Raw genomic sequence first — 15,995 nt, 5'->3', positions numbered from 1 at the left:
ACGCGATTGTCGGACAAATTTCGCAAGAAAAGCTATAATTACTTACAGGGCTCGAAAACGGTAGCGATACCCCGACAACTTGATCAGCATAAATGACGGCATGGTCTGAACGCTGTGAATTATTCCGCATTTGCCCTGCAGGCAGGCCTGTAAAATAGCTTTTTCCGCTAGGCCATAGCTTCCAGCTCGCTTTTGTGGCTGGCAATCACTTCGAGTGCGACTGACAGGGGCAGGCAATCCAGGTTCGTCATAGGCTTGATCAGACAATATCAACTTGGAAATGGCCTAGAACGTGGCAAACAACGAACGTACGCTCCAGCAAGTGAAGTTACCCAAGATTGTACAGGATGCACTTAAAGACTATGCGAAGGCCAACAATCTTACGCTGAACGACAGCTACGACGCGATATTCGAATGGTTCCTGAAATATCGGAGCCTCAAAACCACTTTCTTCTATTTCGCCTGCCCGATGGAAGGTGACTACAAGTCGATGTGGCCCAGCGTCAACCGTGTGGAAAAAATCAAAAGTCTTGCCAAGAAGGACAAGACTCAGGTCAATCGTGTTGTATTCACGGCCATTGTCCTTTTTCTTCAGGAGCACAGGAAGCTCTGATCACTCGCACCTGATTACCAAAGGGGCGGGTCATGCTGGTCGCATATCCTGCTGGGAATGTCCCGCCTGAGATCTGGAGAAAATGCTAACCATCCGCTCCGCGCTATGCGGTGATCCCTCCAGGGCAAGCCTGCCCTCGCTCAGGGCTTCAGTAATCGAAGCGCCACGACCCATCTCGGATAGGGTGGTGCGATCAGTCTTCACTGTTAAGTTTGGCACCTCAGCCACGCCCGTCCGGATAGCGATCTCACGATTGCAGACGTGGACGAAATAGGAAAAACCTTCAATCTCGAACTGGTAGATTTCATCAACATCAGCGGCATGTTCTGGCTGGAAAAGTGCGCGCATGGCAACGATGTCCCACTCGGGGTTCGATAGCGCGCCTTCACGAAACTTGAAGGGCATCTGCGCACCCCACCTTACGATTGCGAAAACCACTTCTTCCAATCCCTGCCCAGTAGCGCTTAATCGATAGCCTTTCACGGATGCTTCCTCGTCGCCATCGGCTCGCTGCACGATTCCAATCTCCTCCAGATGCTTGAGTCGATCAGCGAGGAGATTGGTGCCCATGCCTCGCAGGCCTTTTAGCAGCTCACTATAGCGCTTCGGCCCAAGCAGTAGTTCTCTCACAATCAGCAGGGTCCATCGGTCACCAATTACATCCAGGGCCAGAGCCAAAGTGCAATTCTGTTCATAGCTTCGCTTTTTCATATCGGGCACCTCTACTACGGGAAGATAACGAGCCTGCGCCTGCATTCGCCCCTCCGCAACTTTGCCTGAAGCAAAATGCAAAAGTTGATTGACTTGGACGAAGCAGGAGCTATAGGATTTTAAAGCAAATTGAGCTGGCAGTGTACGATAATCGCACGGTTGGCATGCTGTCCTACATACTATGGATCGGTCAGGGAGCTCTGCAATCAATGATTCATGAACAAACCACTTTTACAGCAGCGACCACGTCTGACTCGGTTCAGTCACAGCGCACGCTACAACTAGCGCTCCTTGCGAACGGCACGTTCTCTGGCTTGAGTGGCTTCGCCTTGATGATGCTCGCGCCGGTCCTCAACCGCCTTATGGGATCTGTGGCCTATGTGGAAGATGGCGTTCTGATAGCGCTGGGCGCACTGCTCGCTCTGTTTTCGCTGCTACTTTACGTTCTGGCGATGCAACAAAGAATATCGGTCCTCTGGACCAGAATCGTCATCGTCCTTGATGGGGGATGGGTGCTAGGCAGCATCGGGCTACTCATGCAAGGCCCTGTGAGCCTTACCGAACTCGGTCAGTCCTTGATTCTGACAGTGGCGCTTTTGGTGGCCGCTCTCGCAATCGCTCAGAGTATTGGGCTCAGACAGTACAACAAGCAGATTTAGGAGAGTACTCATGGATGCACAGGAGGGAGTCTGGCGAGCTATCGGCCGCTCATGGATGAGCCTCAAGACCTGGGTGAAGGTCTGGCTGTTTTACCTCAATATCGTCTTCTTATGTTCAATTCCACTCTATGGACAGGACCCAAGTGTACTGTGGATCCTGGTCGCTTATATCGCGAGCGGCCCCTTCCTACTGGCATTTATGGCAAGTCAGCGAGGCCTCTCCCGTTTGCTTGGCCTGGCTCACATCGTACCCTGGACGCCACTGCTAGCTTATCTCTGCACCCGCTTGTGGTCAGATGGCGCCTTAGGTCCCCAGATCACCTTTGAAAGTCAACCCTTACTCTTCGCCTACGTTCTGCTCTTGATTGACACGGTGCTGATCTGCCTGGCCTTCGACTACATCGATGTACTGAGATGGCTGAGAGGGGAGAAATATCTTATGGGATCATCTCAGGCTTTCTCAAGGAACGCCTCAGGCCTGGCGTAGCAAAGGTGGCGAGCAAGATTCTGGCCTGAATGATTTGTTCGAGAACTGAATGACGCGAGGCTCTATGACGATTTCAATGTACCAGGCATCACTACCATCATTCATCAGAATGCTTCGAAATCTGTCGGACATTCTACAGAAAGGGAGCGCGTTCGCGCAGCAGCGGGAGCTGGATGCCGCGCTGCTGGTGCAAACCCGTCTATATCCTGACATGTTGCCGCTTGCTCAGCATGTCCAGATCGCCACTGATATGGTCAAAGGCTGTGCAGCACGACTCGCGGATATGTCTCCACCGGTCTATGAGGACAACGAAACCACAATCCCGCAGCTGCAGGCTCGGATTGGAAAAACTATCGACTATCTGGAAAGCTTCAGGCCTGAGCAACTGGAGGGTTCTGAAACTCGCTCAATCACGATACCGCTCCGAAATGGTCCGCTGACCATGGATGGGCGCCCCTATCTGCTGGACTTCGTTATTCCCAACTTCTATTTTCACGTGACAACCACCTATCTGATACTGCGCCACTGCGGCGTAAACCTTGGAAAAGCCGATTTCCTGGCGAGCAGATAGGGGGGGCGGTCTCTATCCGGCAGAGCACGGCTTGCCCCATTGAACTACCGCCTTCAGCCTATTGCTTTTATATATATCCGCATATATTCTCAGATCTGATCAACTTGTGTTCGATCGATTCATCGAAGCCCTGTGCCTGAGACCTCTATAATGCAAGCAGGTAGCCTTCAAGCGCCCGACGCGACCTGGCCAAAAGACCAAAAGACCAAAAGACCAAAAGACCAAGTTGGAGTTTGTGGAAATCATCGCAAGCGGCTCACCACAGTTCCTGCAAAGTCTCTGCAAGTGCCTGAGTGAGAACGCTACGGTGACGCACAGTATTCAGTCAGACTTGTTGAAACCGATACACAAATGAAAAACTGTGAACACCATCACCTTTTGATAAAGCTGCACAAAATTTTGTTGACGGAACTATATGTCTACATATATTTTAAGCTATATCTTTTTAAAGCGTTGTAACAAGTTTGATATTGGCGTTTTGCTCAGTGGCATTGCCGGACTGTGGATCGGCCAGCTTCGCAACAACTGAGTCTGGTTAACGGCTAGAGAATCTAACAACAATTTTGGCGGCAGCTACAGCAGTCGTCTTTATTTGGCACACAGACTATATGCGCGCATATATTTTGAGTGCGACCAGTCTGCAGGGGGCTTAGCTTGTTGCGGAACATAAACAATCTTGGGAGAGAAAGATGAATACTAATCGATCCATGACGCAAGGTATGACCCTATTATCGCTAGCTATCTGCAGCACCGTCGCCCTTGCGGCTGGCGAAGAGCGGAATGTCGCCGGGCGGTCAAGCATGATTATTGATCTGCCTGTCAGCACCCAGGGCCCTTTGTGGCCACCGTCAGAAGTCACCAACAAAGATGGCGACTTCATACTTGTCGGCAACCTGTTGAAGGAGGTCCAACCCGGCATGTTCGGCATGGTTCCCAACCAGGCTGTTCTAGTCAGCAAGGAAACGGTGCCACCGCTGGACGAAAACGGCGTTGAAGATCCTGACGACTGGTTCGGCGCCCCGCATCAGGTAATACGACCTCTGGACCTGAGCAAAGGCAGCGCCGATCTCGATATGGTCCTTTACGCGACATCGTTCGGACCTGTCGAAGGCAGTGGTGGAAGCCCACAGATACCTAAAGTCGGTGATTCGCCATATAACCTGAACAAGGACTTGCAGGTCTGTCCTGACGTCTTTCCTACAGACACCCAGAAAGTGAATTATTTCCGCCCCAGCTATCCACTTCATCAGGTGCCAGTCGTCGGTTTTCAGGGCGACGGTGTCGCCTATGATCCGAACACGGGAGACGCCTACGACCCAATGACGGCCTCCAACGACCCCAGTTGCGCTGCCACCGGATGCTCTGGCGAAGACCCCATGGATGCCCGTAGAACCGATCCAATCACCCTCGGAGAGTGGCTTGAGGCGGACGGCAAGATGCGCATAAAGCTCACCAAGCGGAACGCCAAGAGGCAGTACACTCATGCCAGGTTCGACTTCGAACTTCGCGATATGCTTCCGAATTCGGTCTACACAGTGTGGGTGGTCAGAGCCCGCCAGATACCTGTTCCCGGGGTCTGGAAGCGACGTGATATCGATCCGATAGCAGTGCCGAACCTCCTCGTCACGGATGCGAAAGGTCGTGCGAGTGCCTCATACGAAGTTGCCAATCCATTTCCGGACAAGGCCACAGATGCCACTGGTCAGCGGATTGTGGGGCTGTCAGTCGTCTACCACTCCGACCATCAGTCCTGGGGCGCCTGCTTCAGCCGCTTTGGGCCTGCGGTCGATGCTCACGTCGTGTTCAATACCCTCAACAGCGAGGCAGCCGTTCCAGGAACCCTGCCTGACATGACCAACTTCACTACAGTCGCACCCTGATCAGGCGCGGATAGGCAGGCTCAAGGACGAAACTTGCGCAGGGACGCGCACCACAGCCGAAGGATGAAATGATGGCAACAGTAACTGACAGCCGCTCCTGGATCGACCTCCTGCAGATTCGTGCTGAGGAGAAATCCGAGCAGCAGGCCCTGGTTTATATCGGCACTCAGAGTGGAGAGCGACCCATCAGCTATGCGGCACTCGATGCCTGGGCCAGATCCATTGGTTCGCAGATTCAGCGTCAGGTGAGGCCATCGGATCGTGTGCTGATCATGCTGCCGTCTGACCTGCATTACGTTGCCGCTTTCTTCGGAGCACTTTACGCAGGCTGCATTCCGGTCACCGCGTATCCGCTAAGACATGGACGTCAGCTCGGTCGAGCCCGGGGTATCATTGCAGACTGTCAGCCAGCTATTCTCATTGCAGAGCAGGGTGCTGTCGCGATGCTGGCGGAGTCCCGTGCTCAGCTCAATTTCACCGGCAGCATACTCGACGTAGAGACCTTGTCGGTCACGCCCTCGACGCAGGACTTCGTTCCTCATCGCGGCAAGCGGGATGACATTGCTTTCCTGCAGTACACCTCCGGGTCAACGTCGGTGCCCAAAGGCGTCATGGTCAGCCATGACAACCTGTTTCATAACTGTCGCCTGCTTATGGATGGCATGGGATTCAATGCGGATTCTGTTGTGGGGTCCTGGCTACCGCTTTACCACGACATGGGTCTGATCGGTAAGATCCTCTGCAGCCTCTATGCCGGCGTACCCTGCTACTTCATGTCGCCTGCAGATTTCGCCAGGTCGCCCTATCTCTGGCTCAAGCTGATATCCGATAATCGCTGCACTATTAGCGGTGCTCCGAACTTCGCATACGATCTCTGCATAAAAAAGATTTCCGAGACGGAGAAGACCACGCTGGACCTCTCCTGTTGGGAGGTAGCCTGGAACGGAGCCGAGTCGGTTCGACGGAAGACGCTGGATGAATTCCACCACGCCTTCTCGATGACAGGTTTGCGGAAATCATCACTCCATCCTTGTTATGGGCTTGCAGAAGCCACGCTTTTTGTCACTGCCCAGGCACTTGGCACTGAGCCTGTTTCACAGAATATTGATATCGCACTCCTCGGGCAGGGACAGTTCAAGCCCTCGTCTTTGCCAGACGCTCGTGCGGTCGAGTACGTCAGCGTCGGTAGCCCGCGCGCCGATACGCTTGTGAAAATTGTAGATCCGGAAACGGCGGAGATATGCGCCGAAGGCCAAATAGGGGAGCTTTGGACTTCCAGCCCGAGTGTTGCTCTCGGCTACTGGCAGAATGCCGAGGCTTCGAAACATACCTTCGGTGCAAGACTCGCATCTGATCCCGTGAATCGATATTTGCGCACGGGAGACCTCGGCGTGCAGTACAACGGGCAGATTTACATCACCGGCCGCCTGAAGGATGTGTTTATCTGCAATGGACGCAACATCTATCCCCAGGATATCGAAAGCAGCATCGACTACGCGGACGAGCGCATCGTCCGGAGCGCGGTTTTCTCGATTACTGGCAAGGATCAGATCAGTCAGGCTGTTGCGGTGTGTGAAGTTGCAAAAGGTGTTGAGAAGCAGCCATCGCATCAGCTAGATCAACTTTGTCTGAATATTTCCGCAGCCGTTCAATCGGAACATGAGTTTCAGCTGGCAGAAGTGATCCTGGTCGCGTTTGGCACTATTCCACGAACCACTAGCGGTAAGGTGCAGCGCGCAGCGACAAGACTCGCCAGTCAGGACGATAAGCTCAAGCTGGTTCATGGCTGGAAGCCACTCACGCTGGGAGGCAACAAGCATACTGAGATAGAGCCGATCCAGGTGCCTGCTTTGCCCGATGGCCTCCTTCCACTGTTACGGGATCAACTGGCCCGACTGCTCAACGCACCTGTGGAGAGCATACGCTCAACTCACAGGATTGCAGAACTCGGACTGAGCTCGCTGCAACTTCATGAACTCCTCTTCGTGCTCGAAGCCAAGCTACAGCGAACCGTGGAAGTGCAAAGCCTCTATACCAACAACCCGACGCTTGAGGATATAGCCTCTCGATTGACAGAGCAGGGAAGTGGGAGTGAGGCGTATGCGGACTCCAGCTCGACATATCACCCCGTGCAGCTTGTAGCTCAAAAATATCAGCAGAAAGTTCACAACAGCGAACATGCGTTCATTCGTGCAATGAACCCGGAATTCGGACGCAAGCTATCGCAGTTGAGGCTCGATAAGGAGTTCGTGAGGGCAGATGGGCTTCATCTGTATGATGAAGACGGCAATGAATACCTGGACTTTCTCTCGCAATATGGCGCCCTGCCTTTCGGCCACAATCACCCTCAAATCTGGGAGGCCATCCTTGATTTCCATAAACAGAGCCTGCCCGCAATGGTGCAGCCTTCTTTTCAGCATTTAGCGAGCCGATTGGCCGTCCGTCTGGCGGAATTGGCACCTGGCGATATAGCGTACACGACGTTCTGCAATAGCGGCGCGGAAGCGATTGAAGCCGCTATCAAGCTGTCGAGATCCACCACTGGACGCAAAAAGATACTGGCCACCGTAAATGGTTTCCATGGCAAGACGCTGGGGGCGCTGTCAGCTACCGGGCGTGAGAAATACCGCAAGCACTTTGCTGTCTCAGAAGATTTCCATCACGTCCCTTTCAACGATCTCACAGCACTGGAACAGGCACTCCTGACGCGAGAATACGCCGGATTTATTGTAGAGCCGATCCAGGGTGAGGCCGGCATCATCATGCCTCAGCCCGGCTACCTCCAGAAGGCCCAGGCACTCTGTCGCGAACACGGAACTGTCTTCGTAGTCGACGAGGTGCAGACCGGTCTGGGACGCACTGGTTCGATGTTCTACAGTGATCAGCTCGAGCTATCGCCAGACGTCATCACCTTGGCGAAAGGCCTGGGCGGTGGCTTGATGCCGATCGGTGCATGTCTGGCAAGTTCACGCGTGTATAACGATGAATTTGCCACCAGACATACTTCAACATTCGCGGGTAATGGACTCGCCTGTGCAGTCGGGCTAAAGGCATTGGACCTGTTGTCGGCTGATGACGGCGCACTGATGCGCCAGGTCCGGGAGATCGGCACCAGGCTCAAGCGGGCTCTACTGGACCTACAGCGAAAATATCCGCAGCTCATCAGAGACGTACGCGGCACTGGACTCATGCTCGGTGTGCACATCGACATAGATCGATACCGATTTGGCTCTGGCCTTCTGGCCAGTGTATCCGAAGAGGAATTTCTCACATCTCTGCTGATGAGCTACCTGCTCAATCATGAGCACGTGCGACTCGCGTTCACGCTCAATAACGGCAATGTGCTACGAATCCAGCCGCCACTCACTGTGACATGGGTAGAGTGCCAGAGGGTTCTGGAGGCGCTGGACAATACACTCGGTGTGCTGGCGACACGAAATATGGGTCAGATGATTGGCCACCTCGTCGGTCTGAGCCGACCTGAGATACCATCCAGCCCGACCTACACCGTTGACTTCCTCAAGCCCTCGATTACGAACGGCGCCAGAGGCTTCGGGTTTCTCCTGCACCCACTCACTTCACAGACCTATGCAGACTTCGATATTTCGCTGCAGCGCTTCGATGACCAGCAGCTGCAACACATCGGGAAGGTCTTCGGTGACAATTTCGAGCCCTTCCTGGGCGGAGAGAACCAGTTGATGTCTGATACCGGAGACATGATCACCGGACAGTTCTGGGTGGTGCCACGAACAGCCAGCGATCTCGTAAAGATGCCGCAGGCGCAGGCTCTGCTGGAGGTCCAGCAGGCCATGGACAAAGCGGTAGCCGAGGGCGCCAGAATCGTTGGGTTGGGCGCTTATACATCAACCGTTACCCAGGGCGGCCTCTTGTTGCAGACGCCCCCGGGTGTCCATATCACCACCGGCAACACCTTCACTGCGCTGGTAGGTTTCCTGTCAATAGTCCGGGCGCTCGGCCGCCCTGGCATGACTCTGCGCGAATGCTCGATTGCGATAGTAGGCGCGACAGGTGCCATAGGGCGCGCAATGGCCTTGTTATTGGCGCCGCTCGTGCGACGGCTGTATCTGATCGGTAATCCCGCCAGTTCCAGCGCTTCAATGACACGCATGATCCAGATAGGTGAAGAGATCGTTGCTGGGCGGCACGATCTCTCCCAGACCTTCGCTTTCGCCAAAGGGCCGCTGCAGTCGCAGATAGAATTACTCGGCCGTGCAGAGAGTTTGCGGGACAGGGTGCTTGCGCTCGAACAGAGTGGCGCCCTGGTGCTGACTTCAGACTGGAGCGAAGGCTTGCCCCATGCCGACGTTATCGTAACCGCGACGAATTCACCCGATGCCGCCATAGGTCCTGACCAACCCGCCCAAGGGGCCATTATCTGCGATATATCGCGGCCCTCGAACGTTAGCAGAGATATGGCAACGCAGCGTCCGGATGTCTTTGTCTACGATGGCGGCGTGGTGCAGCTTCCGCAGGGGAGCGAGCTCGGCATGCACACTGACCTGGAAAAAGGCCTCTGTTACGCCTGTATGGCGGAGACCATGCTGATAGCCCTGGAGGACTCGTTAACGCTCGCGTCACTGGGGACGGATATACGGATGACGGATATTGCGATTTATCAGAGTTTGGCTCGCAAACATGGCTTCGAGGTGCATGTTCCGAGTCGTGAGCACGCATTCGTGCCTGCTTACCGCCAGACTCTCGCGTAACTGGACTGAATCAGGAGCTCAGCAGATGGATAAGTACAATAGATTCTTCACACCTACGCTCTATCAGATGGTTCGTGTTGATTGGCTGTGCATCATGACGGTGATGATGATTGCTGTTGCCGTCAACTGGCGGGAGGTCAACTGGTGGACGTTCCTGTTCATGTTCTGGTGGATCGACCTCATTGGCACGGCGCCTGGCATGTACTTCCACAACAAGAACAAGTGTGCGCCAGCCGGCAGCGATGTGCCTCGGTGGTGCATCGTGGCCTACAACAGCTGCCACAGCTTCGCAAGCGTTTCGATTGTCACATTGATCTGGTATTTCGTGTCCGGTCTGGAGTGGGCGATGTTGGCCATGCCGATTCATCTGGCCGCTGATCGCTGCATATTCGGCAATATTTACAAGTCTTTCGGACTGAAATTCGAGGCTGAACCCAACCAGGCCTTCCAGCGCTTTCATATGGAATTCGAGCAGGCGCAACCGAGCGTCAGTAAAGCCGCACTCTTGAACGGATAATGACGAATGAGGAACGCAGCGATGTTTGACGAAGCGAACTGGGATCTGGCACCAGGACTGACGGAAGGCGCTCTTACGCTTTCCCTGAGTGCTGAAACATGCAACCTGAACTACTGGATCAATGCAGTGGCACAGGGTACGTGGCATGGACTGGTCAATGGTCATAAGCCAGAGGCGCAGACACCTGACAGGATGAAGCAGCCAGGCCCTCTTAGGGACGCCATGATCGAGGAGCTTGGTTACCGCTCTATCGCCGAGGAGCTGGCTGCCCGAGCATTGTCTTACCTCGTGATTCACGCACCCGACATAAGCACCATGGAGTTCTATCTCACCCAGGCTATCGATGAGGCGCGACATGCGTCCATCTTTCGGGGCCACCTGTTCGAGATGGGTATCAGGGAAGACGAGCTGGCGACCGTTCTCGAACGCTATGTGGGTGAACAACGCAAGCAGGTACTTGAGCCGCTGGAAGCCTGGGTTTTGAGCGTGGTGCGAGATCAAGGCGACTTCATCGGCGGTGTAGTGCTGTTCACGATCATGGTTGAGGGCGTGCTTGCGCCAGCGGCGGAAATCAGCGAGCGCAAATGGCGTCTGATCGACCCCGCAGCTGCGCAAATCGAGCACGGCGCAAATATTGATGAAATCAGACATCTGACAGTTGGCGCCTCAATCATTCAGCAGCATCTGCAGCGCCGGCCTGAAGACAAGCCAAGAATACTCGAGCTGATCAAGGCCGGCGTGAGCAAGTGGAAGGAACTGCCGACGGCGCATGTCACCCTGCGCCGCGAAGCACTCTTTCAACAGGGGATGGCCGATCTTCGCGACTTGCTTCAGGGGTATGAGCTGATCCCAGGAACCCTGTTGATTGAAACGGACCCCCAGGCCCGCATGGATATTGCCAACAAGATGACTCGAGAGTTGCAGGAAGGGCGACTGCGTTTCATGGGACTCGAAGAAGCCATTGAATTTTTGGCCTAGGCAGAAAAAGTCAGGAGAAGGAGCCGAATATGCATGCCACAGTAATTGATATCAGCGCCACGACAGAGCGCTCGGCTGCCGCACAATATGCTGCGAAAAGATTTCTTCGCTCGCAGGGCGCGGTGGACATCGAAGCCATAGGCGCGCATTCGAACTTCAATGACGTCTTCTGCTGCCACTGCGCGGGTAAGCGCTACTTTTTGAAGGCCGCACATACAAGGCCTCGTACGCTGGATCTGAAGATTCCGCGATCAAGAATATTCACTGAGGCTCGAGCGCTAGATCTGTTTGGTGAGTGGTGCGGCGAACTGATTGAGATTCCACGCATGCTGCACATGGACCGTCAAAGCTTCAGCTTCCTCATGACAGATGTTGGCATGGGCCGGACAAACCTTATCGATGCCATGGCTGAACACTACGATCTTTATATTTTAGGCATCGCCGCAATGGCACAGGCGATCGGCCAGGTCCATCGCCGATCCCGCGGATGGCCCTCTCCTTGCCCAAGCCGTCAATCGGACGCATTGCGCACCTTCATTTATGACAACCTGATAGCGCCAGGTATTTCAGCGTTAGTCGGTGAATCTGCCCGGTCAGTGCTGGAGGAGATGGCCACCAGGCGAGAGTGTCTCATTCATAGCGACCTGTGGGCAAAGAACATGCTTATCGATTCAGCAGGTGGCATGGCTCTGGTTGACTACGAAGGTGTTCTCGAGGGAGATCCAGCCTTTGATCTGGCGACTATGCTGGCTGCAGGCGTGCTGCCACTTTTCCAGTACGGCATTTCGTTTGATATATGGCAGCACGGGGCCAGGCAGGTGTTCCTCGGTTATCGGCAGGGCCTGTCGGACGATGCATGGTTCCAACAGATCGAGGCCAGGCTGATGCCTTGTCTGGCGGTCATGCTCGCAACTCGTGCCACTGGCCCTTTTCCTTACGCCATGAGCGATACCGCCAGATGGCAGTTGAGTGAACTGTGTTGCCAGGTCATCGAGCAGAAGCTTGAGACATGGTCCGATTTTCCTGTCCTGGTGCGCAAGTTGGCCCCCGCACAGCGACAGCATCATTAACCGCGTTCTTACGACATGCCGGTCGAGACGACATTTAGGGAAGGGATAGACGTTATGGAACGCAAGGTTTACGACAGTATCGATGAACTCGGACCAGAGCTGATAGCGCGCTTCGAAGGGTCAAAGCTCGACTTTTCATACGGCATATTGAGAGCGGTCGAGAAAGGTCTTTGGGGCGACCTGCGCGTTCACTACCTTACCATCGAGGCGGCCGGCGCAGCACAGGCCTTCATGCCGGTGTATGTGGGAACCAATATCAATATCAATGCCCTTCTGCCGCAGTCGGTCCAGGATGTGTATTTCAAGCTGGTTGGGCTTGTGGGTCGCTCCGTCAAAACCCGATTTGCAATCGCCGGCTGCCTGATATCGGACAAGGGCTGGATCCCGATGCTACCTGAAGCTGCGAGCGCGGAGCTGGTGGAAGCGATGGTTAGCCATATTGATTGCTTCTCCCAGCAACAGAATGTGCAAGTCAGTCTTATCAAAGACATTCACTGCGCCTTTCCGGACGATTATCTCGGGCGGATTGAGCACCATGGTTACGAGCGTCTGTTCTCCTTGCCGACAGTCATCATCGAGACTGATTACAAGAGCTTTGATGACTACACGCTTTCACTTACCAAAAACGCGCGCAAGCATTCCCGCAAGGTTCTGAAAGCCGCCCACGAGCGATTCGAGTTCGAAATCATCGAGGACTATGCCGATTACATCGAGCAAATCTATCCTCTCTTTCGTGGCACCTTCCTTAAAGCCAAGTATCAATTCGATGAAGCCGTGCCACGGTTTTTCCTGGAGTGTGCGCGCTCGAGAGAGCCTCAAACTGAGCTCATTCTGTGCAGAAAGAACGGCCTCATAGTGGGCGCCCTGATCAATTTTTTCGACGACCAGGAGCAGCTGAACAAGCGAATCGGGATTGATTACAACCAGGAAGACACGCCACTCATCTACACCTCGCTCATGTACGAGGGTATCCGTTCGGCAATCAACAAGGGGCTGAAGCGCCTGTACCTGGGGCAGAGCAGCTACGTTCCCAAGTTGCGACTCGGCGGCCATATCGAGAATGAATACTTCTATGTGAAAGCCTACGACAGCCTGCTCAAGCTGACCATGCCGTGGCAGCGTCGCTGGTCGCAGAATTATGAAGCGAAACGCGTGGAGACCTTGGCTCTGGAGGGAGTTTCGATATGAAAAACATCATTATATGGGGAGCGCACTCCACAGTGGGCGCAGAAGCTGTGGCCCAATTGCTGCAGAATCCTTCTGCCGAACAGGTTTGGGCTCTGGATGACGTCAAGCATCCGAACGCCGAGCAGGATGTCATGGCTTATTTGGAGCGACACGAAAGCTCAGGTGTGGAGAGGCTACACTGGGTGACGGTGGACTATACCGAGAAGGATGCGGGTCTGCCTTCGGAGCTCAAGCGTATCCTAAAAGATGAAGCGCACGCCGTTATTCTGGTCGCCCAATGCTTCGACCCCCAGCTGTCCCAGGCTGAGCTGGACTACTTCTACCTGCAACCGTTAAAACAACTTCGTTTGTTGCTCAGCGGAAACCTTCTGTCGCGCCTGCATTATCTCTCCTCGGTCTTTATTGCCGGTGACCGTGACGGGGCATTCACCGAATTCGATTTCGATTGCGGCCAGACATTCAGGAATTCATTTGAGGCGGCGCAACATCGTGCCGAAGCATTTCTACGCCAATATTTTACTGACTTTCACTCGACGATCTATCGCCTTCCTCTGGTAGCAGGACACACCCGCACAGGTCTTATGATCGAGAAGCGAAGCCTTGTCCAGGAAATTGCCAAGCTGCTTGACGGAGAAGAAGGTGGCATTTACGGCGACGCTGAGACCAACCTTCCCATCGCGCCAGTCGATCATCTAATCACCATTGTTGTATCGAGCGTGTTCAATCCGGCAACCATCGACGGCACGCTGCATCTAACCGGAATCTCGCTCAAGTTGCCTGAATTACGGGCCTGCCTGTCTCACAGTCCAGAGCAGCAGGCGCCAGCGGTCTACCGCAGCCAAATACTGTATTCAGCTTCCAGCTCCTTAAGCCAGCTCGCCCGCGAACGCGGCTTGAGCATGCTCAGAAAGGACTCGCTTCACGGCTACCTCTACTCGCACACACACTTCGATAGCTACCGTTACTCGAGAATTCTGCAGAAATTGAAGCTTTCTTTGCCAGGCACCTCAGAAATCAGGCCGCCCGTGCAGCTAAACACTCATCGACCGGCTATATCGATGAGCCAGGCCCGAAAAGCGACAGCGTCGCTTAATCTGCTCGGTGTGTATGAGCTTGAAGGCCGGCAGGAAAGCGTAGTAGAGGACATCCTTACGGTGTACTGGGATACCGGGGAAGGCGTTCCAGTCGTTCTCCTCTCCGGCCTGCTCGGTCCTGAGTCCTGGTTCGGTGTTTGCAAACAACTGAAAAGCGAATACCGCTGCATTTTGACCGGTATGCTGGGTATGGGGCTCTCAGAGCCCAACCAGAAGGGCATCATAGACATCCCCAAGCAGGCGGCTTTGCTTAAGGGCTTGCTGTCTAACCTGGGTGTGAAGGTGCCGTGCCACCTGGTGGCGTCGGACGTAGCTGCACCGGTACTCCAATATTTTCTGTCCCGCTGGCCGGATCAGGTGGCATCCCTCACGCTCTTCAACCCAATAAATCGACCTGGCGAAATGCGTGAAATCATTGCGCCAGGAATCCGTTTCATCCTGAAGCGACCTAAAGGACTGGAACTGGTTTTCCGGATGGAAAACAGCTCTGAATGGCTCATGGCCAAGACATTGAATCTCAGACAGCTGATCTACCGTCCGGAGCGTCTGACTGAGCAGCGAATCAACCTGTTCAAGAAAAATGTCTTCGGTAGTGCACAACAGTTTGAGCAATTCTGTCACTTTCTTCTTCACGGATGTAGTGCCGAAAAAATTCCCGACCTGGCTGATATTGCTTCGCCCCTGAAAATTGTCTGGTCATGCGAAAACCACCTGGGCTCGCTGTCACGCTGCGCGCAGACGATAGAAGACCTTACCGAAAGAGGGTCGATTGAGTTGATTCCCTATACCGGCCTGGATGTCTACGAAGAGTTGCCGGATGTGATCGCAGCCAAAATCGACGAGTTCATAAGCGCGGCAGGGCGAGAGCCAGCTCTGCCGTTGGAGTCGCCTCGACTGGGATGGTATCCAAACTATAAGCGCGCTATGGGACCGGTGCCGGCAAAGGCTGAATCAACGCCCTTACCGTTCGCGCGGAAAAAGACCACCAAGGCGGACTGCCCCGAAAAATCCGGAAGTGCGGTTGAGGTCGTGGTAGCGCGCCAGGTCAAGCCAGTCCTGGGCTAACCCAACAGTAGGAACAAGATGTGCCGGCGGTTGCCGGCAGTAATACAGGTTTATGCCCCTCAAGCATTGGTATTGATGCAGCTCCCACGTATGGAGCGCAACGAAGGTGAGAGTCCTTTGGGGGGGCTCCAATTAAACGCTGGCGCAGAGTGCCGGCATTGGAATGACGGTCGGCGGTTGCCGGCAGTAATACAGGTTTATGCCCCTCAAGCATTGGTATTGATGCAGCTCCCGCGTATGGAGCGCAACGAAGGTGAGAGTCCTTTGGGGGGGCTCCAATTAAACGCTGGCGCAGAGTGCCGGCATTGGAATGACGGTCGGCGGTTGCCGGCAGTAATACAGGTTTATGCCCCTCAAGCATTGGTATTGATGCAGCTCCCGCGTATGGAGCGCAACGAAGGTGAGAGTCCTTTGGAGGGGCTCCAAATCGGAAGC

General features: G+C 54.4%; 12 protein-coding genes. 11 read left to right on the top strand and 1 reads right to left on the bottom strand.

All coding sequences use genetic code 11. From position 1 onward, the window contains the following. Positions 1-292 precede the first annotated feature (292 nt). Positions 293-613 (top strand): hypothetical protein, encoded by a 321-nt coding sequence (locus tag ACH3PB_RS06370; RefSeq protein ID WP_416398623.1) that lies wholly within the window; start codon positions 293-295, stop codon positions 611-613. A 30-nt stretch (positions 614-643) separates the two neighbouring features. Here the strand turns inward: ACH3PB_RS06370 and ACH3PB_RS06365 are convergent, their stop codons facing one another. Beyond that, positions 644-1,369, bottom strand: coding sequence for a winged helix-turn-helix transcriptional regulator (locus tag ACH3PB_RS06365; protein ID WP_416398622.1), 726 nt, complete (start codon positions 1,367-1,369; stop codon positions 644-646). A 164-nt stretch (positions 1,370-1,533) separates the two neighbouring features. Here ACH3PB_RS06365 and ACH3PB_RS06360 point away from each other — a divergent pair, with 164 nt between their 5' ends. From ACH3PB_RS06360 to ACH3PB_RS06315, 10 genes are all read left to right on the top strand, one after another. Then, positions 1,534-1,983 carry a hypothetical protein gene (locus ACH3PB_RS06360; RefSeq protein ID WP_416398621.1) on the top strand — a complete coding sequence of 150 codons (450 nt, stop codon included), beginning with the start codon at positions 1,534-1,536 and terminating at the stop codon, positions 1,981-1,983. 10 nt (positions 1,984-1,993) lie between these two features. Further along, positions 1,994-2,470, top strand: a complete 477-nt coding sequence (locus ACH3PB_RS06355) for a hypothetical protein (protein ID WP_416398620.1) — start codon at positions 1,994-1,996, stop codon at positions 2,468-2,470. A 64-nt stretch (positions 2,471-2,534) separates the two neighbouring features. Beyond that, positions 2,535-3,041, top strand: coding sequence for a DUF1993 domain-containing protein (locus tag ACH3PB_RS06350; RefSeq protein WP_416398619.1), 507 nt, complete (start codon positions 2,535-2,537; stop codon positions 3,039-3,041). A 689-nt stretch (positions 3,042-3,730) separates the two neighbouring features. Next, positions 3,731-4,921: a hypothetical protein gene (locus tag ACH3PB_RS06345; RefSeq protein WP_416398618.1), complete on the top strand. Its 1,191-nt coding sequence runs from the start codon at positions 3,731-3,733 to the stop codon at positions 4,919-4,921. A 71-nt stretch (positions 4,922-4,992) separates the two neighbouring features. Next, positions 4,993-9,648 (top strand): aminotransferase class III-fold pyridoxal phosphate-dependent enzyme, encoded by a 4,656-nt coding sequence (locus ACH3PB_RS06340; RefSeq protein WP_416398617.1) that lies wholly within the window; start codon positions 4,993-4,995, stop codon positions 9,646-9,648. A gap of 25 nt (positions 9,649-9,673) precedes the next feature. Then, entirely contained in the window at positions 9,674-10,165 is a 492-nt protein-coding gene (locus ACH3PB_RS06335) for a hypothetical protein (protein ID WP_416398616.1), read from the top strand. A gap of 21 nt (positions 10,166-10,186) precedes the next feature. Beyond that, entirely contained in the window at positions 10,187-11,143 is a 957-nt protein-coding gene (locus ACH3PB_RS06330) for a hypothetical protein (protein ID WP_416398615.1), read from the top strand. A 29-nt stretch (positions 11,144-11,172) separates the two neighbouring features. Continuing rightward, positions 11,173-12,213, top strand: coding sequence for a phosphotransferase family protein (locus tag ACH3PB_RS06325; RefSeq protein WP_416398614.1), 1,041 nt, complete (start codon positions 11,173-11,175; stop codon positions 12,211-12,213). A 54-nt stretch (positions 12,214-12,267) separates the two neighbouring features. Next, positions 12,268-13,401, top strand: a complete 1,134-nt coding sequence (locus tag ACH3PB_RS06320) for a GNAT family N-acetyltransferase (protein ID WP_416398613.1) — start codon at positions 12,268-12,270, stop codon at positions 13,399-13,401. Further along, positions 13,398-15,560, top strand: coding sequence for an SDR family oxidoreductase (locus ACH3PB_RS06315; RefSeq protein ID WP_416398612.1), 2,163 nt, complete (start codon positions 13,398-13,400; stop codon positions 15,558-15,560). The genes ACH3PB_RS06320 and ACH3PB_RS06315 overlap by 4 nt, the downstream gene beginning before the upstream one ends. The last annotated feature ends 435 nt before the right edge of the window (positions 15,561-15,995 follow it).

The sequence above is a fragment of the Allohahella sp. A8 genome, assembly GCF_047946665.1.
Lineage (GTDB): Bacteria > Pseudomonadota > Gammaproteobacteria > Pseudomonadales > Oleiphilaceae > Allohahella.
Note: the sequence above shows the minus strand (reverse complement) of the source record. Positions and strands in the feature narration are given on the sequence as shown.